This window comes from Salinimicrobium sp. WS361, assembly GCF_050750585.1.
In the GTDB taxonomy this organism is placed as follows: domain Bacteria; phylum Bacteroidota; class Bacteroidia; order Flavobacteriales; family Flavobacteriaceae; genus Salinimicrobium.
Map to the genome: position 1 here is coordinate 224,200 of NZ_JBOJLM010000005.1, position 20,827 is coordinate 245,026.

The following is a 20,827-nucleotide window of genomic DNA, read 5'->3' on the forward strand; positions in this document are numbered from 1 at the left end:
ATGGAAAAACAAAACGAGAAGCAGAAAATGAAAAAACCAGAACCTGATCTAATGGTGGAGAGGACAAACAGAGATCCACATGGACAGCTCTTTTATCATCCATCGATGCTCTCCATGGCGATTACAGGCGCTATTATAGGTGGTATTTTACTTGGATTCATTGCCTGGATGGTGGCCGATGGTGCATGGTCTGTGGTAGGTTTAGGGCAAATGTCGGCAGGAAATCGAGGACCGGGAGCTTTTTTCGGCTTTGTAGTAGGAAGCGGGATTGGAGGTCTGTTTGGTGGTCTTTTGGGCATCCATTCTACTCTTCGGGAAAATAGAAGAGTATCAGAAGAAAAAAGTAGAAAGTAATCCTATCTACACAAAGATAACTGAAGCAGGAAAATTTTAAATTAATAAAATAAAATCACAGAGTCATGGAAACAGAAAGAGAACAAAAAAGAAAGAACATGTGGTACTGGATCATAGGAACAATAATAGTCATTGCACTGATCTGGTGGTGGGCAGAAGCCGCCTAAAAAGTACGGGAATTCTTATTCATTGAAATTTTAATCAATTAAACTTTCTAAACTATGGAAACAGAGAGAGAACGGAAAAGAAAGAATATGTGGTACTGGATCATAGGAACGATAATAGTCATTGTACTGATATGGTGGTGGTGGGCAGAAGCTGCCTAAAAAGCAATACAATTTTATACTTCAGTGGCTGCAGGCCTGGAAAAAGATATTTTTTTAGATTATGATGATCATAGTTATAAGCCGGCCGGCAGTCATTTTATAGTTTAACATGATCCCCTCTACAACAAATTTAAGAAACTGCCCCCACTACAGTAAAAATTAAAAAGATGAAGGAAAAATTTAGAATTATAATTTTCTTCGCTATTCTGGTGGGATTCCAAAGTTGCTATCGTATAATGCCTTCCAAAGGCGGCGGCCAGCTAAATGATGTTCCCGAAAAGCGAAATATAGAGCCCACTGATGTGCTTTTACCTGATGGGTATAAAATAGAAGTCGTCACAGAAGGATTAACTTTTCCCACCGCCGTTACCTTTGATGAGGAAGGAAATACTTATGTTATAGAAGCAGGTTACTCCTATGGAGAAGTTTTTTTAGCTCCAAAATTGCTCAAAATACAGCCTAACGGTTCCACAACTACTCTATACATGGGTCAAAAAAATGGACCCTGGAATGGTATTACCTATAGCAAGGGTTACTTTTATATAGCTGAAGGAGGGCAGGTCGAGGGAGGAAAAATACTCAAAGTTAGTAAAAAAGGTACTTCACAGGTATTGGTAGAGGGCTTACCAAGTCTTGGGGACCACCATACAAATGGCCCGGTCATAAAAGATGGGTATCTGTATTTTGGACAAGGCACAGCAACCAATTCCGGAATAGTGGGTAATGATAATGCCTCTTTTGGCTGGCTCCACCGCTTTCCAGATTTTCACGACATTCCGTGTAAGGATATTACTATAAACGTAATAAACAGTGAGACAAAAAATGTCCTGAGCGAAAATTCCGATGATAAAGCAATTACAGGCCCCTTCCTTCCTTATAATCAAAAAGCCCAACGAAATCAGGTGATAAAGGGAGCAATTCCTTGTACGGGTGCTGTAATGCGGGTGCCAATCAATGGTGGCGATCTTGAGGTGGTAGCCTGGGGGTTCAGAAATCCTTACGGCCTCGCATTAGCCCCAGATGGACAGATCTACGTTACCAATAACTCTTATGATGTTCGGGGCAGCCGGCCCGTTTGGGGAACAGGAGATTTGCTTTTTAAACTAGAGCAGGATGCCTGGTATGGATGGCCAGACTACAATGGAAGTATGTCCATAACCCACCTGGAGGTGCCTGGAGAAGAAGACCCAAAAAAAATACTGGTGAATGATCCCGGTACGCCGCCACAGCCCGTGGCAAGTTTGGGGGTTCACTCCTCCTCCAACGGAATAAGTTTTTCCACAAATGAAGACTTTGGCTTTGAAGGCCAGGCTTTTATAGCCCAGTTTGGCGATATGGCACCCGGAGTAGGAAAGGTGTTGTCGCCCGTAGGATATCGGGTTGTACGTGTAGATGTAGCATCGGGAATAGTTGAGGATTTCGCCACTAATAAAGCGAAAAAGAATGGACCTGCCTCCTGGTTGGAAAAAGGAGGTTTGGAAAGACCGGTGTCAGTGCAGTTCAGTCCCGATGGTACTGCATTGTATGTGACAGATTTTGGAATCCTTGCAACGAGCAAGGAAGGTGCTAACCCTGTTAACAATTCTGGTGTGGTATGGAAAATTACAAGACAAGATTAAAAGGAAGAAATTACAGGTTTATAGCTATAGCGCTTCTATCAGGCATTGCCATTATTAGCTGCTCTGCCCCAAAGACAAAACCTTATGCTGAAGTGGTCACGCTGCCAACAGAGCAGCTTCAAAATGGGAGGATACTATTCAACAATTACTGTGCCTCCTGTCATCCTGGAGCAATGTCGGGTGTGGGGCTGGCTATTATAAATAAACCTTTGCCAAAGGCTCTTATTAAATTTCAGATAAGAAACGGAATTGGTGTTATGCCCGCATTTAATGAAAAACAACTCTCAGATGAACAGGTAGAAAATATCGCAGAATACCTGCGCTACTTGCGTATAAACAGGAACAAAGACTAAATTCTGAGAAGTGAAATTACCAACACTGCATTTTTTCTTTTGTTTTTGTTCTCTGCCAACCTGCAGTTAAATGATCCGGACCCTCTGTTATGGTTTTTCATCCATTTATCTGGTGCAATATTATGCGCTTTTCCGTTTTTTAAAATAAGCTTTGCTGCCTTGTATTGGGTGGCCATGATTTTCTATACAGGTTATGCTGTTTACCTGTTATTCATTTCAGATGGGGTCCTTACCTGGTACAGTGAATATGGTACCGGGAACCTTGCCCAAACTATGAAGGCAGAAAAACAGTACTAGTAATAATAAAGTAGTTGAAGTAAAAGTAAATGCTCGCTACTAAAGAAAAACGATAAAAATTAATTGATAGATATGAGAAAGAATGAAAAAGAAGTATTGGACGGGTACGTAGTGGATATTATTTGTCTTCGGCGTATTTCACCCTCGCAATATACTAATCAAGCAAGTGAGCATTCTACCGCCTGCGCTTTGATGGACCATTGCGTAGAAAGCGGTTATGGATTGATAGGGGAGAATAACGAGCTAAAACTGCTTGATCCCAAAGCTACCCCTCGCATTGTTGCCCTCTTAAAACAAACCGACAAAGACAAAGGTGTACGCCTTCGAGTGGAGCGGGAACAAAATGACCAAGAAATGACGACCACAAAGGTCTCGTTTGCTTAACCCGAAACAGTTAATCTATATGAAAGAAAAAAAGCCTAATCTGACAGAGTACAGGGAAGCAGAGGAGCGTAAACCTCCTTCCGCCAAAGTCATACATGATGCTATTTTTAAAGAAGCAATCTCAGAACTTTCCCGTTCATCCTCGGCATTATTCTGGTCAGGACTTGCAGCCGGATTATCTATGGGATTTTCTATGATTTCAGAAGGCTTGTTAAAGGCATATTTACCTGATGCCGATTGGAGCTTCCTGGTTTCTAACCTCGGCTATAGCGTAGGCTTTGTTATTGTGATTATGGGAAGGCAGCAGTTGTTCACAGAAAATACGCTAACACCAATATTACCTCTTCTGGAAAAAAAAAGCTATAGGACGCTTTTAAACGTCCTACGCCTATGGGGAATTGTTCTTGTTGCTAATTTAGTAGGAGCTGCTATTGTAGCTTACGTGGCTGCCCGTACAGAGGTTTTTGACCCGCACGTACAAAAGGCCTTTGCAGAAATTGGAAGTACTGCAATGGACCCTGGGTTTGAAACGACCTTGCTACGGGGTATATTTGCCGGATGGCTCATCGCATTGATTGTTTGGCTTATACCATACGAGAAAACTACAGGTTTTTGGGTAATAGTAATTTTGTCATATATTATTGGAATCGGACATTTTAGTCATGTAATAGCAGGCTCTGTGGAAACTTTTACTCTGGCTTTTATGAACAAGGTAGGATGGTGGTCCGTCCTCGGCAACTATACACTACCTGCCCTTATCGGAAACATTATAGGGGGCGTAATGATTGTGGCAGGAATTAATCACGCTCAGGTAAAATCAGATAATTAAAAAAAACTCCTGGCAAACTAAAAGGCTACAGTTCTTTAAAGTTAATGGTAAAGAAGTCATTCTAAAAAATCACTCCCAAAGACAAAAATTACATTTAACACAATTTTTATGTAATTAAATTTTCAAGCTATTTAATTTGTAAAAGCGTTTAATACTCAATCAAATTAAGCTTAAATCAGAAATAACTTCTAACCAAATAATCTAAAAATGGAAAATAATCAAAACAACAAAAAGCCTTACATAAAGTTTTTTTTAATGATAGCAACTTCAATGATTGCCATGTTCTTTCTGATGTATGCTCATTCTTACCAAATTATAGATCATTTTTGGTATAGTGAAACCAGATTGTTTATGACAATGATCATGGGAGGGGCAATGATCATTATTATGTTATTGTATATGCTCAACATGTACAAAAACAAAAAAGCTAATATGCTCACTCTTGCTTTCGGAGTTATACTAATAGGTGGTTCGATATGGCTGGTACGAAGCCAGGTAACTGTTTCAGATACAGATTACATGGAAGGCATGATACCTCACCATTCAATCGCAATTTTAACCAGCGAACGTTCTCAAATAGAAGATGTTAGGGTAAGAGAGCTTGCAGATAAAATCATTAAGGCGCAGCGTAGGGAGATCATGGAAATGCAATGGCTAATAAATGACATAAGAGAAAACGGCATAGTAGAAACAGAGGAAGAAAAAAAGGAACGTCCGGTTCCAGATTTTGAAGGTACGGTCGAGAAAGAGACCATAGATCTATATGAATAACTAAATTCTTGCTAAATCGGCTAATCTTCTTAAATCACGTTTATAACTTTAAATGAGAACCTCCAGCACCTTGTGGGGCGAAGCTGACTAATGTTCAAAACCAACTTTTCGTGAAAATAGCCAATGGATTTTTTGCAGTAATTTTTCTTGTTTCTGCCGCTATACAACACAACGACCCGGATCCACTTTTATGGATGTCAATATATGGCTACGGTGCACTGATCTGTACCCTGGCGATTTTCCGGAAGGATAGTAGGATTTTACATTATGCAGGCCTGGCCGTTTTCGTTTCTTACGCTGTGTATTTGTTTTTTATTCATAACGGCGTCTACACCTGGTTCAGCTTGCATTCTGCAGAAAATATCACCGGATCAATGTCAGATGAAAAACCATGGATTGAAGCCACCCGGGAATTTTTCGGGCTTCTTATTCTCAGTTTTGCCCTTTTATTAAACCTGATCTTTCGAAAACAGAGAAAAGGCTCTACCTCTTCCTATAGCTGAAATTAAGATAAATACAACAGAGGATGAAGATTAGATTTCTTATATTAAAAAGGCATTGGCACATCGAACTGCAACCAAAAATTTAATCACAATGAAACAGCCACAAAAACTACTGCTAGATTGGATCGCTGAGGTTTGTTCTTCAGAAGAAGTAAAATGGCTTGAGGAGGAAGAAAAAAAGTTCAGATCTCAAGGAAATGAGAGGGATCTGGTATTAGCTTTTTCTAAGGTTCCTCGAAAAATTACCCGAAAAGATCTGAATATTGGGCCTGAAGAAACCTTTAAGGCGCAAACGCTGAAAAAGAATTGGCATCCGGAGAATCTTGATTCAGAGCAGGCGGCAAGAATTCTGCTTCTGCTTTCTTTTGCGTCAGAGAAGCCGGAAGAATTTTCAGGTACAGTTGAAAAATTGTTGGAAACTGCAGATCTAAATGAACAAATCACTATTTATTCAGCTCTACCATTGTTTCCTAATCCTGAAAGATTTCTCCAAATAGCTTACAGCGGTACCCGTTCTAATGCTACCTCTGTCTTTGACACCATTACATTGGAAAATCCTTATCCTTATGAACATTTTTCAGAAGAAGCTTATAATCGGCTGGTACTTAAAGCCGCTTTTATGGAGAGGCCTTTTTGGAAAATTGTCGGCATCCCCGAACGTGCCAATCCGGTACTTGCTGAGTTACTGCTGGATTTGGTCTCAGAAAGATGGTCTGCCGGCAGGGAGTTTAATCCACTCGTCTGGCGATTAATTACTCCTGCCTTAACTGAAAATCGCTTTCGGGAATTTAAAACAAGGGCAAAACAAATGGATCCCATAAATGAAGAAGCTGTTGTTCTTGCTTATGAGCAACATAAAAATTCTTCAACTCCGGATTCCCGAAAGTGGGAAGAATTACTTGAAAAATGGGAAACTCAAATACACACCTAAATATTGACATATGAAATTTATAGATCCACACATTCACATGACATCCCGAACTACAGATGACTACAGCCGTATGCGCGAGGCAGGAATTGTAGCTATAATTGAACCTTCTTTTTGGCTTGGCCAGTTACGAACAAATGTTGGCACATTTAAAGACTATTACAGTAGCCTTATAGGCTGGGAAAGGTTCAGGGCGAGTCAGTTCGGGATCAAACACTATTGCACCATCGGCCTTAATTCAAAGGAAGCCAATAATGAAGAACTGGCAGAACAAGTGATGGATCTGCTGCCCCGGTTTGCTCTCAAGGAAGGTGTTGTGGGAATAGGGGAAATAGGATTTGACGAACAAACAAAAGCAGAAGAAAAATACTTCAGAAAACAGCTGGACCTGGCAAAAGAGCTGGAACTACCGGTGCAGATCCATACACCGCACAGGGACAAGAAAAAAGGTACTTCTTTAAGCATGGATATATGCCTGGAGCATGGACTTGACCCGGAATGGGTAGTAATAGACCACAACAACGAAGAGACAGTCAAAGAAGTTCTGGACAGAGGTTTTTGGGCAGGGTTTACTATATATCCCAACACCAAAATGGGAAATGAACGTATGGTGGAGGTTGTGAAGCAATACGGTTCAAAGAATATATTCATAAACAGTGCCGCCGACTGGGGGATTAGTGATCCTCTCGCAGTCCCAAAAACAGCTGCCCTAATGCAAAGAAGAGGTATTGATCAAAAGGATATTGAAAAGGTAACCTACGGCAATGCACTGGTTGCATTTGGACGCAGCGGACAAATGAAAGAAGAGGACTGGGAAACAGAAAAAGAAATTGATCTCAATGCTAAATTCTCGGGGAATTCGGTTCTACGTGGGGAACAAATTCCGACTTCTCAATCTAACGAAGAGGACATCCTAATAAAGTAGAATAAATGTTGCCATACCTGAAGCTAATGAGGCCTGCAAATATCATAACCGCTTTTGCAGATATACTTGCGGGATCATCAATCGTTGCCGGAGGTTTAATCGTGTTTTATAGTGCAGATCTCTACCTGTTATTGTTGGCGACAGCAGGCTTGTATGGTGGCGGGGTAGTCCTGAACGATTATTTTGATGCCGAAATAGATCAACAGGAACGACCGGAACGGCCTATTCCAAGTGGACAGGTAACCAAAAGCGAGGCTTTGACCCTGGGAGTGGTGCTTTTTCTGATAGGAATAGCAGCTTCTTTTGTGGTTAATGTAGTTTCAGGGTTTTTGGCAGTGGCTATTGCAGTTTTAGCCACCGCTTATGACGCCAAAGGGAAACATATTGATTGGATAGGCCCCATAAATATGGGGCTTTGCAGGGGTTTAAATCTCCTCCTGGGAATGTCAATACTTCCTGCTATCACCGCGGAAAACTGGTACCTGCTATTCATTCCGGTAATTTACATTGCAGCCATAACCTCCATTAGCAAAGGTGAGGTTACAGGTTCTACCCGGAAACCCTTATATGTGGCAGCTTTTTTTTATCTTTTGGTCATTACAGCTATTGCATATTTGGGATATGAATCAGAAGCCAGCGACTTCTTTTCCACTGTTCTGTTTGTAATACTGTTTGCAGCTCTTATCCTGCCTCCCCTTGTTCGGGCTATTAAAGAACCTTCAGCTAAAAAAATACGCCTGGCTGTAAAAGTGGGGATTATCTCCCTGATTGTTATGAACGCAGCCATTGCGGCTTCCTCAGCAGGTCTTTTTTTTGGGCTTGTGGTGTTGACTCTTTTACCCTTTTCTTTCCTGACCGGAAAATTGTTCCCGGTCACTTAAAACCTTGTTATGAATACCAAAATAAGTGCTCAAAAAACAAACATCCGGCAAAGCTTCACTCTACCTGTAGCCTATGACGTGTATTTTACCGAAGATCTTTTTGCCCCTGCAAATCCCACTTTTAAGCAGGTATTCAGTCGAAAGACAGAAAAAAAGTTAAAGCTCTTATTTGTGGTTGACAGTGGTTTACTTGAAAAAACACCGGGCCTTCAGGAAAAAATCAGGACTTACTGCGAAGATATTTTACAACTCGAGGACCTTCCCGATCCCATCATTCTACCGGGTGGCGAAGAGAGCAAGAACAATTTAGATCACGTTACTTCTGTTCTGGATCAAATTAATAAATATGGCATTTCCAGGCATTCGTTCGTAGTAGCTATTGGAGGAGGCGCCGTGCTCGATGCCGCAGGATTTGCAGCAGGCATTGCGCATCGCGGAGTAAGGCTGATAAGAGTTCCCACCACTGTTTTATCCCAGAATGATTCGGGCGTGGGCGTCAAAAATGGAATAAACTGGTACAACAAAAAGAATTTCCTGGGAACCTTCACCCCTCCCTTCGCTGTCATCAATGATCAGCAGTTTTTACGAACTTTAGAAGAAAGAGACTGGCGAGGCGGCATTTCTGAAGCCGTGAAAGTGGCTCTTATTAAAGACAGGAATTTTTTTGACTGGATTAAGAATGACACCGAAAGACTGGTCAACCGGGATAATGAAAGTATGCAGTACCTCATTTACAGATGTGCAGAGCTTCATTTAAAACATATCTCTTCGGGAGATGCATTTGAAACAGGCTCCTCCCGGCCTCTTGATTTTGGCCACTGGGCAGCTCATAAACTGGAACAGTTCACCAATTACTCCTTAAGACACGGGGAAGCTGTTGCTATAGGAATCGCTCTGGATTGTGTCTATTCATGGAAGACCGGCTTGATAAAAAAATCTACTTGTGACGAGGTGCTTCAATTACTTTGGAATCTGGGTTTCAGATTATATACGCCGGAATTACTTCGATCCGAAGGAAAAGAATTTGAGGTGCTCGAAGGCCTTCAGGAATTTCGGGAACATTTAGGCGGGGACCTCACTATTATGCTTCTTGAAGAAATCGGCGTGGGGAAAGAGGTACATCAAATAGATCAGGAGAAAATGAAAGAATCCATCCTTTTTCTTGAGAAGGAAGATCAAAAAATTGGGGCATCTTGAAATACAAAAACTACCATCTTACCTACTGTACCAATGTGCATCCCGCGGAAGACTGGGCAACCACGTTCTCACAGCTAAAGAAGCATGTCCTGCCTTTAAAGGAAAGATTATCACCCGAGACACCCTTTGGCATCGGCCTGAGATTGTCGGCAAAAGCTGCAGCCGGTCTCCTGGAAAATAACGGGCTGGGAGAATTTCAAAAATGGCTTAAGGAAAATGATCTGTACGTATTCACCATGAATGGCTTCCCTTACGGCGCTTTTCACTTCACGCATGTTAAGGAAAAGGTACATGACCCCGACTGGAGCACTAAGGAAAGAATAAAATATACCAGGGACCTTATCCATATTTTGGCCAGGCTTTTACCTGCGGAAATTAGTTCAGGCAGCATTTCAACATCTCCCGTATCTTACAGGTTTACTCAGAAAAATATTAAAAATAATAAGGAGACTGAACAGAAGATCACTGAAAATTTCGCTGCTGTTGTGGAGCTGCTTTTTCAGCTGAAGGAAAGTACAGGTACAGAGATTCATCTGGATATAGAACCCGAACCGGATGGAATGGTAGAAAGTTCAGCCGAGGCGGTAGCATTCTTTGAATATTTAGTACAGGATGTTGGGATGCTTCTACAAAAAAAGCTCAGGGTCCCGGCGGAAAAAGCACATGCCATCATTTTGGATCATCTTAGGATCTGCTATGATGTTTGCCATTCTGCCCTTCTTTATGAGGAACCATCTGAAGTCATGGCAAATTTTGAGAAAGCAGGAATAAAGATTGGAAAAATCCAAATAAGTTCAGCCTTGAAGATCGCTATTCCCCTGGAGCAACCTGAGCGGAAAAAAATTCAGGACCGTTTGACAGCTTTTGCAGATTCTGTTTATTTACATCAGGTAGTGGGTTTACTACCCGACGGTTCTTTTGAACGTTATAAAGATCTCCCGGCTGCCTTAGAAAGTTTGCCCGTGACCCATTCCACCGAATGGCGAATTCATTTCCACGTTCCCATTTTTGCTGCGGAATATGATGGGATCTGCTCTACCCGGCAACAAATAGAAAGGGTTTTCTCCCTACCAAACCTGAAGGAGATCACTTCTCATCTTGAGATAGAGACCTACACCTGGGATGTATTGCCCGAAAAGAATCAAAGCTCTTTAACCGAATCTATTGCCCATGAATATCGTTGGGTGCTAAGCAACCTGTAAAAAAATGAAAAAAACAGTCGTTATTAATGTAGTTGGACTTTCAAAGAATTTAGTGGGAGACAAAACACCTTTCTTAAAAGGGTGGGCAGGAAAAAAACACGTAAGAGCTATAGATCCGGTACTTCCCGCTGTTACGTGTAGCGCCCAGGCTACTTACCTTACAGGGAAATATCCTGAAGAGACAGGGATTGTAGGAAATGGCTGGTTTTTTAAAGAGGAAAATGAAGTGAAATTCTGGAGGCAACCCAACCAGCTTGTACAAAGCGAAAAGATTTGGGAAACGCTGAAGAAAAAAGATTCGGATTTCACCTGTGCAAATTTTTTCTGGTGGTATAATATGTATTCTTCTGTGGACTACTCGATCACCCCTCGCCCCATGTATCCTGCAGACGGCAGGAAAATTCCGGATATCTATACCTTCCCCTCCCATTTAAGAGAAGATCTCCAGAAGGAATTAGGACAATTCCCTCTGTTCAAATTCTGGGGCCCTGCCACCTCAATTGAGGCTTCAAAATGGATCGCCCGTGCCTCGAAGATGGTCGATGCACAAAATGATCCCACTTTGACTCTCATTTATATTCCACACCTGGATTATAATTTTCAGCGCCTGGATTCACATCATCCCAATATTGACAAAGACCTGAAACAGGTGGACGAAATTTGTCAGGACCTTATCAACTACTATGAATCTAAAGGTGCTGAAGTAATTTTACTTTCTGAATATGGAATAACTGAAGTAGAACGTCCTGTTTATATCAACAAACTGCTAAGGGAAAAAAACTGTATCGCTGTCAGGGAGGAACTGGGTTATGATGTTTTTGATGCTGGCGCCAGTGAAGCTTTTGCTGTTTGTGATCACCAGCTCGCCCACATTTACGTCAGGGACAAAAGCAGGATTTCTGAAATAGGAAAACTGCTAGGGGAGCTACCCGGAATTGAAAAGTTAATTACAGGAGAAGAGAAAAAGGAGTATCACCTGGATCATGAACGTGCCGGAGATATTATTGCTATTGCCGACAAGGATTCCTGGTTTTGTTACTATTACTGGCTGGATGACAAAAAAGCTCCTGACTACGCCCGAACAGTCGACATTCACCGAAAGCCGGGATATGACCCTGCCGAGCTTTTTATCGATCCTGACATAAAATTCCCCAAGCTGAAAATAGGTCTGAAATTACTACGGAAAAAGATGGGCTTCCGGACACTCATGGATGTAGTTCCGTTAAAGCCTGAGCTGGTAAAAGGTTCCCACGGCCGCCGTCCTGAATCAACCGGGGATTGGCCGATCTTCATTTCTTCTTCTAAGGGAAAAGAAGCAACCTTAAAACCTGTGGCTGTCTTTGACGAGATTAGATCCGCGGTACTTTCAGAATGAACTAGCTCATCACATAAAGCTAACTTTATTTAAGGAGCAACCATTTTAAAAACCTTGCCGGTAGTACCTATAGGGCCTTCTTCATCGGTTGTAAGAATAAACATTTCTCCTTCCTTGTTCTGACCGAAAGACAATAAATAATGGCCGATTGAAGTAGAGTTGGTCTGAGCAATTTTCAGCTCTTGAAAATCCCACATGCCGGTCTCTTTTGGAGTTGAAACGAACACGGCTCCCGCAGGTTTTCCATGATGCTGCGTCCAGGTGCCAAAAATGTACTTTCCGTCCATATTTCTAAGGTCTTCACCCCTGTAAACATAACCTCCTATGACGACCAGGCCTTTGCCTCCATGGTCGGTCCCGCCTTGTTTAAATTCAATCACAGGACTTATTAAAGGGTTGCCCATCTTATCTTTTTCGGGACATTTCTCCTTCTCTTTATCGTTATTATAGGCATTGAAGCAGTGTGTTCCTTCCATCACGTTCCATCCATAATTGCCACCTTTTGTGATCACACTTACTTCTTCCCAAAGTACCTGTCCTGCATCTCCCGCAATGAGATCATTGGTTCCTTTCATGTCAAACGAGAACCTGTACGGATTTCTGAGCCCGTAGGCGTAGATCTCGTCCATTCCCTCCTTATCTACAAAAGGATTGTCATCAGGAATATTATAAGGAGCATCTCCATTTACGTCAATTCTCAGGATACTGCCCAGCAGGTTTTGCTCTACATCCTGCCCATTACCACCGGCATTTTCCCCATACCAATCAGGTACATGTCCCATGTCGATATCATTTGCCCCACCACCATCGCCAAGGGCAATGTAGAGGTAATTGTCTGGCCCAAAGGCCAAAGTCCCAGCATTGTGATTATCCTGTGGCTGATCGACCTTCAGAATGATCTTTTCTGAAGCTTTGTCAGCCATATCGGGGTTATCCGGAGAGACCCTGAATTCTGAAATGTGGCTGGTATGATCCCAGTTCTCGGGACCATCCCCACTCAGGGGTGCACTATAATAGACGAAGAACCTGCCGTTTTCACTATAATTGGGGTGAAAAGCAAGTCCTAACAAACCTCGTTCTTCATGGGCATCTTTTAGTTCAACTATCTTATTTTTCAGATTTAAGAATGGTTCTTCCAAAAGTCCTTTTTGGGGAGTATGAATTCGGATCACCCCTACCTGGTCAACGATGAAATACCTTCCAGATTCATCAGGAGATTCAACAAATGCCACAGGGGAAACTAGATTATCTGCTACAACCTCCAGTCCTACCGATTCCTGCGAAAAAGTTGCGAAGGATATAGTTAATAAGCAGATTAAAGAGAAAAAGGATTTGATTTTCATAATGGTCTATTTTTAGTGGAATTCCTTGTTATCAATCTGTTAGCAAGGTACACAAAACCATATACAGCAGTGGTTAACAGGCTGTTAAAGACTGACATATGACTGTTAAGTCTATAAATACTAAATCGACATTTAACCGCTCTATTTAACTATGATTTAAACTTATCCTCTTATTAACTTTAAAGAGAGTAAAGTATTAGTTCTTCAATAGTATTTCTATCATTTTATTTTAAAAAAAAGAAGAATATTTGAATGTAATTTTATCCATGGCTATCTATAGTAAAAATCGATTCCGCTAGGAGAGACATTTTATTTTTAAGTTTTTTATTCAGAATAGAGGATATAATTGTTAATTATGACATATTTTTTAGCTTTCTTGATCCTGTTCCACGACCTGGTGCCAGCTAAGGCCCTCGCTTCTAAGCAAGCTCCCCAAAATACGCCTACGCTCAACCAACTCTTGTGAGTTTCTTTGAGTCAAACTGCGCGGTAAATCTTCATTGCCTGGGGAAACTTCAGCTTTAGGCAAGCTGCGGGAGAAATTTTTATCTAGATTTCGAAGAAAATCTGACAGAGAAGAACGCAAAATTTTCAATTCCTCCCGAAAATTTTCTCCCTTGTTAGATTTAAGAAGAATTGATAAAGCCTCATCTAATCTTGTGATATTAATACTGAACGAGTCTTTCACTTGGGACCGACTGTAGTAATGAACAACAGGATAAGCCTGATGACTTACGGAATGTTCGTCTACCTTCTCCTGAAGGTCAAGGATCTGTAGGTAACTATAGGGGGAATCTAGTCTAAGTAACTTATTTGCTATGGCCTGGGGGCTATTACCCAAATTATGGATGCTTTTCGCCAGGGTTCTTTTCTTTACCACAGCAGATGAAACTGAAAGAAAATAAGTCATCGAGCTGGTGAAAAAAATGAATCCAAAGAAGGAAAAGCAGCTCGTAACCAGTTCAAAAAAAGGCGATATAGGTTTAAAATTTCCCATCCCCAGAGTAGAAAGTATATATCCAGTAAAATAGAGCCGTTCCCAGAAATTTGCTACTCTGCCGCTACTGTTAGTAATATCCTCGGGGTTGGAAGAATAAACCAGGAAAAGTCCAAACCAAATCATAGAAAGCCATACTGCGAGGATCATGAGATTTATGAATAGCCCGTGATAGTTATAAAGCTTTCTCCCAAAAATCCCCACACAGAACTGTAGTATCCTATCTGATAAAATTGCCACATTTTCAGAAATAAAACCCGCCCCACTGGCGGAAAGAGTAGTGTAAAAGAAATCATGTATAGCTATTAATAGTATAATGAATCCAAGGATTAGCAATGTTTCTGACATTTTATTATTTATTTGTTTTTATCTATGTTATAATTTTTGAGAAGCCAATATAAATAGACCCTGAAATTCATCCTGAAATCCTACAAAAAAAAGAATCATTAGGTGAAATTTCTTTCTCTCCTTTAGAATCAACCTCTATTACAGGCTCACAGAAAACTTCTTCTGCTATCCACCATCCCAACTCTACAATTACTATTGAAGCGAAAATCAGACACCATAGCCGCTTATTCGCATCTCTCTCTCTTTTGAAATCCATAACGTAATTTGTATCAATTTTGAACAAATTAGTTATTATGGATTTCGCCCTGTTCTATTATTTTAGAAAATACATTCACTATCCCAGGATAATGGTAATTTAGATTGTAATGTCTTTGTCAAGGAACCATAGATTTTCATTATATGCTAAACCTTTGCAGCTCTAAGACGCCAAGCATTTGCTATTACCGCAACAGGGCTGCAATAGCCAAGGCAGCAATTATAGGTGAAAGAAGTATTACTAAAAATGACTACGGCAATCCTGCTGCAACTGGAATACCCAGGGTCTTGTTTTCAATAAGCTCGTTCAAAAAACATCCAGGTGGCATAAAAAACAACAGGAACAGATAGCCCTAAATGAACCCATTTCCGGTACTTTCAATCCATTAGCTCTAACAGTGGATTATCTGAAAACATTTCCTCAGACATCGCTGCTATTAAATTAGGAACGGTGAAGACAGTAGCAGTCAAGAACTTCTTCAGCAGTTTCTTAAGTCTTATCATCTCCATCCACACCTCCTTCCATAGGCACAAGATCCATCCCGCAAATTGGGCAGGAACCCATTTCATCCTCTACTGTTTTAGGATGCATGAGGGAGGTAAATCACTGAGGCATCTTTTGCGAAAACGGTACTTCCACAAGATTCACCCTACACACCGTGCAATCCCCGGGTTTGTTGTAGGTTTTTTCCTCCTCGCAGTACATTGGATAATAAAAGGTTCCAGATCCTCCCGTCGCTTTTTATGTATTTTCTTTAGACGGTTTTTTGGGTTTCTCTCCCGGCACAGTGATAGAATAAGTTCCTCCATCTTCCTCCAGCTTTTTCTGAAAGGTTTTAAGTGGAATATGTTTATCCATCTCTATCATCGCCTCTTCCTTTTCTAGGTCTACCGAAGCCTTTGTGACTCCTTCTACTTCATTTAAGGTTTTTTCGACACGGCTACGGCAGCCGTTGCAGGTCATCCCGTGAACAGCATAGGTATGCGTCATATTGTTTGAGAACTACCTTCATCCTCAAGTGGTAGAGCAATAGAATAGCTTCCTTTCGTTTCTTCCAGTGCCTGCTGTAGCTTTGCCACGGGCACATGCTGCTTCATCTCAATAACTGCCTGTTCATTCTGAAGGTTTACTTCAACATTAGATACTCCTTCAACTCCCTGCAAAGCTTTCTCCACCGTACTTCGGCAGCCGTTGCAGGTCATTCCTGATATTTTATATTTATGGGTCATTTAATTACGTTTTTAGTTAAAATAATTTACGCTACTATTCTGTAAAAGTAGAATTTGTATTTACTCATGGGAATGCATATCAGCTTCCCCTTCGTCAAACCTGTTTTTCAGAAAGAAAAATTCAGCAATAAAAATTAGAATAATAGAAGGAACCGCGACATAAATTATAAATATGTCAGTTTGAGATTTTACAATCAAGAAGGCAAGAAGAACAACAACATCAAGAATAATTGCTGTAATCAAAATAGCTGATTTTGCTTTTACTTCCTTTCTCAGATATCTCAAAACCCCCACATGAACGATTATATCCATGACCAGGTAGAAAATAGCACCCAAAGAAGCAATTCGGCTTAGGTCAAAGAATATGGTCAAGATAATTGCAATTACTACTATATATATCAGCATATGCCTTTGGATAGTTCCAGACATTCCAAGATGGCTATGGGGGATTAAATGCATATCTGTGAGCATTCCTGTCATCCGGGAAACTGCAAAAATACTGGCGATCACCCCGGAAACCGTTGCTATAATAGCAATTCCAACGGTAAAGATTAATCCAAAATCCCCGAACAGGGGCCGAGCAGCTTCCGCAAGCGAGTAATCTTTTGCTTCTATTATTTGAGTAATAGAAAGATTCGATCCTACAGCCAGAGCTACTAAAAAATAGATTACCACACAAGTTGATAAAGAAATTACTATGGCCCTACTAACATTTTTGTGAGGCTTTTCAATTTCACTCCCGCTATTGGTTATAGTAGTAAAACCTTTATATGCCAAAATAGATAAGGCAAGTGCAGCAACATAATCAACAATGCTGTTTTTGCGTTCTTCAGAAGGAACAGCCGCATCCAGATCCACCCCGGAAGCCCAAAGGGCTCCAGCTGCAAAAATAATTAAACCTCCAATTTTTAAAGCTGCCATATAAAGGGAGATTTTTCCAATTGCTTTATTTCCAAGAATATTTACAACAAAGGCTGTTATAAGCAATCCTACCCCTAAGGCTGGAACCCAGAAGCTTCTTTCCCCAGCATCAAATAGCTGCAAGGTGTAACTCCCAAATGTCCTGGCGACCAGGCTTTCATTAATAATCATAGAAAAGGCCATGAGCAAAGATGCGGCAGCTGTAATAGTTCCTTTGCCATACGCTTTTTGCAGGTACATAGCTATCCCTCCTGCTGAAGGATAAGCATTGGACATTTTAATATAAGAGTAGGCACTAAAACCGGAAATAATTCCTCCCAGGATAAAAGCATATGCAAAGTATTCCCCGGAGAGTTCGGCCACCTGCCCAAGGAGCGCAAAAATCCCTGCACCAATCATTACACCTGTTCCCATTGCCACCGCACCGGTAAGGGAAAGGCTGTTCTTTTTATATTCAGACATATAATTCTTTAAAAAAAATCAATCAACCTTCAATATAACTTCAAAAAAAGGAAATTCCGGGCTTTCATTTAATAAGCTGAATTCCTTTGACTATAAGTAGACCTGCATTTCCTCATTCTTCATCAGAACCGAAAAAAGTCCTTTCATTGAAATCCTCCTGGTTGTAAAAATTCCCTTGCGTATAACTGATTTCCTCCTTTTGTTTTGCGGAAAAAATTAGCAGAGTCTTCTTTTCATCTTCAATAGCGAGACTTTTTAAGTTTTTATAGGTGGGCAATGTTTTTAGTTTCTCAGCACTTACTTGTTCCTGAACAACAATTTTTTGTTTCTCTTGATTTAGTTCTGCTCTTCCTATGGGAATTAAAACATCCTTATCCTCTTTTACATTTATCTCTAATCCCACAACGAGGTATCTTATTCTTTTCTGGGTTTTGTCGAACAAAAAATCCTTCAGCTTTCCCACTCTTGTTCCAGTAGCATCAACTATCTGCCTTCCATAAATCCTGGAAAAATGATCATCAATTTTGTAGTCGCTGTTCTTAAGCTCTTCCAAATGTTCAAGTGGTGCAGAAATCTCATTAGGATCTCTTGAGGTACTTCTTTTTATATCCTGACCAACCTCATCATATTTCCACTTCTGTATCATTATTCTGTGTCTCGTCATATCTCAATTTTAAACGGGTTTAATTATTTCAACACATTTCATTTAAAACTAAACATTTTATTTTTCAAAGTAAAAATAGAATCCTTAATTTCCTTTTAAAATTCTAATCAGGGAGAAAGACATATTTTAGCCTTTGTAGTGTCTCTATTGAAGAATTTTTCGTGAAAATTAAATGATATTTACCAAGACTTTTTCACTTATTTTCCAATCTTTTTCTTCAGTAACTGCGCATTAATTGCAACAATAACTGTACTCAAACTCATAAACACGGCCCCAACGGCAGGTCCTAACACAAAACCTGTGGAATAAAGTACTCCGGCAGCTAATGGAATGGCTACAACGTTATAACCCGTTGCCCATACCAGGTTCTGAATCATCTTATCATAAGTAGCTTTTCCAAAAAGGATTAGATTGGCAATATCCTGAGGATTACTGTTGACCAGGATGATATCGGCAGTTTCTGCAGCCACATCTGTTCCCGAACCTACTGCAATACCAACGTTCGCCTGAGCCAAAGCCGGCGCATCATTAACCCCGTCACCGGTCATGGCCACAAATTCTCCCTTACTTTCCAATTCTTTAACTATTTCCACTTTTTGATGGGGTAAGACTTCTGCATAATATCCATCCAGACCGAGTTTGTCACTAACTGCTTTAGCGGTCCTCTCATTATCCCCTGTTGCCATAAAAACTTTAATATTGTTCTCTTTAAATATCCTGATGGCGTCTGCAGACTCGGGTCTAATCTCATCGGCAAGCGCGATATACCCGGCTAATTCACCGTTGATCAATACAAAAACCACAGTTTCGGCTGCATCGCTATAGGCATCTTCGGGGATGTTGATATTTTCATCCCGCAAGTATCCAGGACTTACTACTTTCACCTCTTTTCCCTCTACAGTGGCCTCGACTCCTTTGCCGGTAATGGCATTAAAGTTTTCTGGTTTTGGAATAGGGACTTTATCATCTTTTACTTTTTTGATGATCCCAACAGCAATAGGGTGTTCAGAACTCTGTTCTAACGCGCTGGAAAGCCTTAGAATCTCTTCCTTGGAGAATTTATCATTCACAGATTCGATACGGGTGACGCCGAAGTCCCCTTTAGTAAGGGTTCCGGTTTTATCAAAAAGTAAGGCGGTAATTTTTCGGGATTCTTCAAAAGCCGTTCGGTTACGAATTAACAATCCATTTTGGGCAGATACTGCTGTAGAAATTGCGACTACAAGTGGAATTGCCAGTCCTAGCGCATGGGGGCAGGCAATGACCATAACCGTCACCATTCTCTCAAGTGCGTACACAAAAGGAAAGCCTAAGATCAACCAAACCGCAAGAGTGCCAAAACCAATACCCAATGCTATGTAGGTCAACCATTTTGCGGCCCTGTCGGAAAGGTTTTGCATTTTGGATTTGGATTTTTGCGCTTCCTCCACCATAGTGATCACCTTATTGAGATAGCTATCCTTCCCGGTATGTTCGACTTTAGCCTTTAAGGATCCATTGCCGTTAATAGATCCACCAATTATTTTTTGATCTGTACTTTTCTTTACCGGTTTTGATTCCCCGGTAAGCATCGACTCATTCAGGTAGCTTTCACCCTCCACGATTATAGCATCTGCAGGCACTTTTTCACCAGGTTTAACAAGAATTATATCTCCTTTTTTTAGCGTATCCAGCTTTACATCTTCAATCTGATCTCCGTTTACCCGATGCGCTTCCGCAGGCATCATACTCACCAAAAGCTGTAAAGCTTTGGAAGCACCCAAAACAGATTTCATTTCAATCCAATGCCCTACCAGCATAATAGCAATAAGCGTAGCGAGTTCCCAGAAAAAGTCAACACCCTCGAGACCAAAGACCGTGGCAGAACTGTAGAGATAAGCCACTGTAATTGCCATAGAAATGAGGGTCATCATCCCTGGGGCAGCTTTTTTCACTTCAGACCAAAAGCCTTTCAAAAATGGCCAGCCTCCATAGAAGTAAACAACAGTCGAGAGGGCAAAAAGGATGTACTTATTTCCTGGTAGAAGATATTTGTACCCAAAGAAATCCTGGATCATTGGCGACAGAAAGAGGATTGGGATAGTTAAAACAAGAGTTACCCAAAAACGCTTCTTAAAATCTTCAATCATCATTTTATGGTGATCATGACCTGCATGGCCATGAGCGGGTTCATCATCGTCATGTTTCCCCCTGTCATGATCCATCATGTCCCGGTCCATCGCCTTATTGTGCCCATGTTTTGTTTTTTCAGCAAGGTCATCCTTTAAGTTAGCTTCTTCTTTTCTTGCTTCCCGCTTCGCTGAATTCTTTGACTCCTCCTTGTGTTCGTCGTGATGTTCCATAATTCCTGAATTTACTGGTTAATTTGTCTTAGTTTGGTTCGCATTGTTTCCGAAATATTTTCTGAATAGATACCGTATGCATCTACCAAAATCCCCCTGACCCCATAACGGGAAGAGATAGCAAATAATATACTGTTGTCATCTGTACTGCTCATTCCTTCAAATCTATATACTTCATTGACCAAAAAATCCTGTGGGTGTATCTCCAGCTTTAAAGAGGGGCACTCAAGACAGTGAGGCTTTAAATTAAAATCATATTTGTAACCTCTGGCCTGGAGGCCATTCACAGCTTCTGAAAGGGTGTCATAATTATTCATTTTC

Annotated in this window: 23 protein-coding genes; 14 read left to right on the forward strand and 9 right to left on the reverse strand. The window is 40.9% G+C overall.

All coding sequences use genetic code 11. The features are described 5' to 3' along the window. From ACQ93I_RS07085 to ACQ93I_RS07150, 14 genes are all read left to right on the forward strand, one after another. Positions 1 to 354: a hypothetical protein gene (locus tag ACQ93I_RS07085; RefSeq protein WP_265164172.1), complete on the forward strand. Its 354-nt coding sequence runs from the start codon at positions 1 to 3 to the stop codon at positions 352 to 354. Positions 355 to 847: 493 nt separating this feature from the next. Further along, positions 848 to 2,299, forward strand: coding sequence for a PQQ-dependent sugar dehydrogenase (locus ACQ93I_RS07090; protein ID WP_265164174.1), 1,452 nt, complete (start codon positions 848 to 850; stop codon positions 2,297 to 2,299). Next, entirely contained in the window at positions 2,275 to 2,652 is a 378-nt protein-coding gene (locus ACQ93I_RS07095) for a c-type cytochrome (RefSeq protein ID WP_265164175.1), read from the forward strand. The genes ACQ93I_RS07090 and ACQ93I_RS07095 overlap by 25 nt, the downstream gene beginning before the upstream one ends. Before the next feature lie 45 nt (positions 2,653 to 2,697). Further along, positions 2,698 to 2,949, forward strand: a complete 252-nt coding sequence (locus tag ACQ93I_RS07100) for a transmembrane 220 family protein (RefSeq protein WP_265165394.1) — start codon at positions 2,698 to 2,700, stop codon at positions 2,947 to 2,949. Positions 2,950 to 3,021: 72 nt separating this feature from the next. Then, complete coding sequence (locus ACQ93I_RS07105) at positions 3,022 to 3,333, forward strand: hypothetical protein (RefSeq protein WP_265164176.1); 312 nt, start codon at positions 3,022 to 3,024, stop codon at positions 3,331 to 3,333. 19 nt (positions 3,334 to 3,352) lie between these two features. Next, positions 3,353 to 4,162: a formate/nitrite transporter family protein gene (locus ACQ93I_RS07110; protein ID WP_265164177.1), complete on the forward strand. Its 810-nt coding sequence runs from the start codon at positions 3,353 to 3,355 to the stop codon at positions 4,160 to 4,162. A gap of 255 nt (positions 4,163 to 4,417) precedes the next feature. Continuing rightward, positions 4,418 to 4,933 (forward strand): DUF305 domain-containing protein, encoded by a 516-nt coding sequence (locus ACQ93I_RS07115; RefSeq protein ID WP_311687350.1) that lies wholly within the window; start codon positions 4,418 to 4,420, stop codon positions 4,931 to 4,933. Between the two features lie 110 nt (positions 4,934 to 5,043). Continuing rightward, positions 5,044 to 5,436, forward strand: coding sequence for a transmembrane 220 family protein (locus tag ACQ93I_RS07120; RefSeq protein ID WP_265164179.1), 393 nt, complete (start codon positions 5,044 to 5,046; stop codon positions 5,434 to 5,436). A 91-nt stretch (positions 5,437 to 5,527) separates the two neighbouring features. Next, entirely contained in the window at positions 5,528 to 6,367 is an 840-nt protein-coding gene (locus ACQ93I_RS07125) for an EboA domain-containing protein (protein WP_265164180.1), read from the forward strand. Between the two features lie 10 nt (positions 6,368 to 6,377). Continuing rightward, positions 6,378 to 7,289: a TatD family hydrolase gene (locus tag ACQ93I_RS07130; RefSeq protein ID WP_265164181.1), complete on the forward strand. Its 912-nt coding sequence runs from the start codon at positions 6,378 to 6,380 to the stop codon at positions 7,287 to 7,289. Positions 7,290 to 7,294: 5 nt separating this feature from the next. Beyond that, positions 7,295 to 8,170, forward strand: coding sequence for a UbiA-like protein EboC (eboC, locus tag ACQ93I_RS07135; protein ID WP_265164182.1), 876 nt, complete (start codon positions 7,295 to 7,297; stop codon positions 8,168 to 8,170). A 9-nt stretch (positions 8,171 to 8,179) separates the two neighbouring features. Beyond that, a complete protein-coding gene (locus ACQ93I_RS07140) occupies positions 8,180 to 9,367 on the forward strand; it encodes a 3-dehydroquinate synthase (RefSeq protein ID WP_265164183.1) in 1,188 nt (395 codons plus the stop codon). Beyond that, entirely contained in the window at positions 9,364 to 10,569 is a 1,206-nt protein-coding gene (gene eboE / locus ACQ93I_RS07145; RefSeq protein ID WP_431697857.1) for a metabolite traffic protein EboE, read from the forward strand. Before ACQ93I_RS07140 ends, eboE begins: the two co-directional genes overlap by 4 nt. Positions 10,570 to 10,573: 4 nt before the next feature. Beyond that, positions 10,574 to 11,944: an alkaline phosphatase family protein gene (locus tag ACQ93I_RS07150; RefSeq protein WP_311687356.1), complete on the forward strand. Its 1,371-nt coding sequence runs from the start codon at positions 10,574 to 10,576 to the stop codon at positions 11,942 to 11,944. Between the two features lie 29 nt (positions 11,945 to 11,973). Here the strand turns inward: ACQ93I_RS07150 and ACQ93I_RS07155 are convergent, their stop codons facing one another. The 9 genes from ACQ93I_RS07155 to ACQ93I_RS07195 all read right to left on the reverse strand — a co-directional run bounded on the left by ACQ93I_RS07155 (position 11,974) and on the right by ACQ93I_RS07195 (position 20,823). Further along, positions 11,974 to 13,287 (reverse strand): PQQ-dependent sugar dehydrogenase, encoded by a 1,314-nt coding sequence (locus tag ACQ93I_RS07155; protein WP_265164186.1) that lies wholly within the window; start codon positions 13,285 to 13,287, stop codon positions 11,974 to 11,976. A gap of 367 nt (positions 13,288 to 13,654) precedes the next feature. Next, positions 13,655 to 14,632 carry an ion channel gene (locus ACQ93I_RS07160; protein WP_189602888.1) on the reverse strand — a complete coding sequence of 326 codons (978 nt, stop codon included), beginning with the start codon at positions 14,630 to 14,632 and terminating at the stop codon, positions 13,655 to 13,657. 745 nt (positions 14,633 to 15,377) lie between these two features. Further along, the gene (locus tag ACQ93I_RS07165; protein ID WP_265164187.1) at positions 15,378 to 15,479 is read right to left on the reverse strand and encodes a heavy metal-binding domain-containing protein; all 102 of its coding nucleotides are present in this window, start codon (positions 15,477 to 15,479) and stop codon (positions 15,378 to 15,380) included. A gap of 150 nt (positions 15,480 to 15,629) precedes the next feature. Further along, positions 15,630 to 15,878: a heavy-metal-associated domain-containing protein gene (locus ACQ93I_RS07170; RefSeq protein WP_189602887.1), complete on the reverse strand. Its 249-nt coding sequence runs from the start codon at positions 15,876 to 15,878 to the stop codon at positions 15,630 to 15,632. Next, positions 15,875 to 16,117, reverse strand: a complete 243-nt coding sequence (locus ACQ93I_RS07175; RefSeq protein WP_189602886.1) for a heavy-metal-associated domain-containing protein — start codon at positions 16,115 to 16,117, stop codon at positions 15,875 to 15,877. The genes ACQ93I_RS07170 and ACQ93I_RS07175 overlap by 4 nt, the downstream gene beginning before the upstream one ends. Before the next feature lie 60 nt (positions 16,118 to 16,177). After that, on the reverse strand, positions 16,178 to 17,500 hold the full coding sequence (locus tag ACQ93I_RS07180; protein ID WP_189602885.1) for an APC family permease: 1,323 nt from the start codon (positions 17,498 to 17,500) through the stop codon (positions 16,178 to 16,180). A gap of 112 nt (positions 17,501 to 17,612) precedes the next feature. After that, positions 17,613 to 18,164: a PRC-barrel domain-containing protein gene (locus ACQ93I_RS07185; RefSeq protein WP_189602884.1), complete on the reverse strand. Its 552-nt coding sequence runs from the start codon at positions 18,162 to 18,164 to the stop codon at positions 17,613 to 17,615. Positions 18,165 to 18,361: 197 nt separating this feature from the next. Further along, positions 18,362 to 20,506: a copper-translocating P-type ATPase gene (locus ACQ93I_RS07190; RefSeq protein ID WP_189602883.1), complete on the reverse strand. Its 2,145-nt coding sequence runs from the start codon at positions 20,504 to 20,506 to the stop codon at positions 18,362 to 18,364. A gap of 11 nt (positions 20,507 to 20,517) precedes the next feature. Further along, a complete protein-coding gene (locus ACQ93I_RS07195) occupies positions 20,518 to 20,823 on the reverse strand; it encodes a phosphoribosylpyrophosphate synthetase (protein ID WP_189602882.1) in 306 nt (101 codons plus the stop codon). Between the last annotated feature and the right edge of the window lie 4 nt (positions 20,824 to 20,827).

Excerpts from the sequence above, each read along its gene's own strand:
- ACQ93I_RS07090 (WP_265164174.1), top strand. The coding sequence starts at position 848 with ATGAAGGAAAAATTTAGAATTATAATTTTCTTCGCTATTCTGGTGGGA.
- ACQ93I_RS07180 (WP_189602885.1), bottom strand. The coding sequence starts at position 17,500 with ATGTCTGAATATAAAAAGAACAGCCTTTCCCTTACCGGTGCGGTGGCA.
- eboC (WP_265164182.1), top strand. The coding sequence starts at position 7,295 with ATGTTGCCATACCTGAAGCTAATGAGGCCTGCAAATATCATAACCGCT.
- ACQ93I_RS07150 (WP_311687356.1), top strand. The coding sequence starts at position 10,574 with ATGAAAAAAACAGTCGTTATTAATGTAGTTGGACTTTCAAAGAATTTA.
- ACQ93I_RS07170 (WP_189602887.1), bottom strand. The coding sequence starts at position 15,878 with ATGACGCATACCTATGCTGTTCACGGGATGACCTGCAACGGCTGCCGT.
- ACQ93I_RS07085 (WP_265164172.1), top strand. The coding sequence starts at position 1 with ATGGAAAAACAAAACGAGAAGCAGAAAATGAAAAAACCAGAACCTGAT.
- ACQ93I_RS07185 (WP_189602884.1), bottom strand. The coding sequence starts at position 18,164 with ATGACGAGACACAGAATAATGATACAGAAGTGGAAATATGATGAGGTT.
- ACQ93I_RS07165 (WP_265164187.1), bottom strand. The coding sequence starts at position 15,479 with ATGCATCCTAAAACAGTAGAGGATGAAATGGGTTCCTGCCCAATTTGC.
- ACQ93I_RS07105 (WP_265164176.1), top strand. The coding sequence starts at position 3,022 with ATGAGAAAGAATGAAAAAGAAGTATTGGACGGGTACGTAGTGGATATT.
- ACQ93I_RS07175 (WP_189602886.1), bottom strand. The coding sequence starts at position 16,117 with ATGACCCATAAATATAAAATATCAGGAATGACCTGCAACGGCTGCCGA.
- ACQ93I_RS07095 (WP_265164175.1), top strand. The coding sequence starts at position 2,275 with ATGGAAAATTACAAGACAAGATTAAAAGGAAGAAATTACAGGTTTATA.
- ACQ93I_RS07155 (WP_265164186.1), bottom strand. The coding sequence starts at position 13,287 with ATGAAAATCAAATCCTTTTTCTCTTTAATCTGCTTATTAACTATATCC.
- ACQ93I_RS07115 (WP_311687350.1), top strand. The coding sequence starts at position 4,418 with ATGATAGCAACTTCAATGATTGCCATGTTCTTTCTGATGTATGCTCAT.
- ACQ93I_RS07195 (WP_189602882.1), bottom strand. The coding sequence starts at position 20,823 with ATGAATAATTATGACACCCTTTCAGAAGCTGTGAATGGCCTCCAGGCC.
- ACQ93I_RS07190 (WP_189602883.1), bottom strand. The coding sequence starts at position 20,506 with ATGGAACATCACGACGAACACAAGGAGGAGTCAAAGAATTCAGCGAAG.
- ACQ93I_RS07160 (WP_189602888.1), bottom strand. The coding sequence starts at position 14,632 with ATGTCAGAAACATTGCTAATCCTTGGATTCATTATACTATTAATAGCT.
- ACQ93I_RS07130 (WP_265164181.1), top strand. The coding sequence starts at position 6,378 with ATGAAATTTATAGATCCACACATTCACATGACATCCCGAACTACAGAT.
- ACQ93I_RS07125 (WP_265164180.1), top strand. The coding sequence starts at position 5,528 with ATGAAACAGCCACAAAAACTACTGCTAGATTGGATCGCTGAGGTTTGT.
- ACQ93I_RS07140 (WP_265164183.1), top strand. The coding sequence starts at position 8,180 with ATGAATACCAAAATAAGTGCTCAAAAAACAAACATCCGGCAAAGCTTC.
- ACQ93I_RS07110 (WP_265164177.1), top strand. The coding sequence starts at position 3,353 with ATGAAAGAAAAAAAGCCTAATCTGACAGAGTACAGGGAAGCAGAGGAG.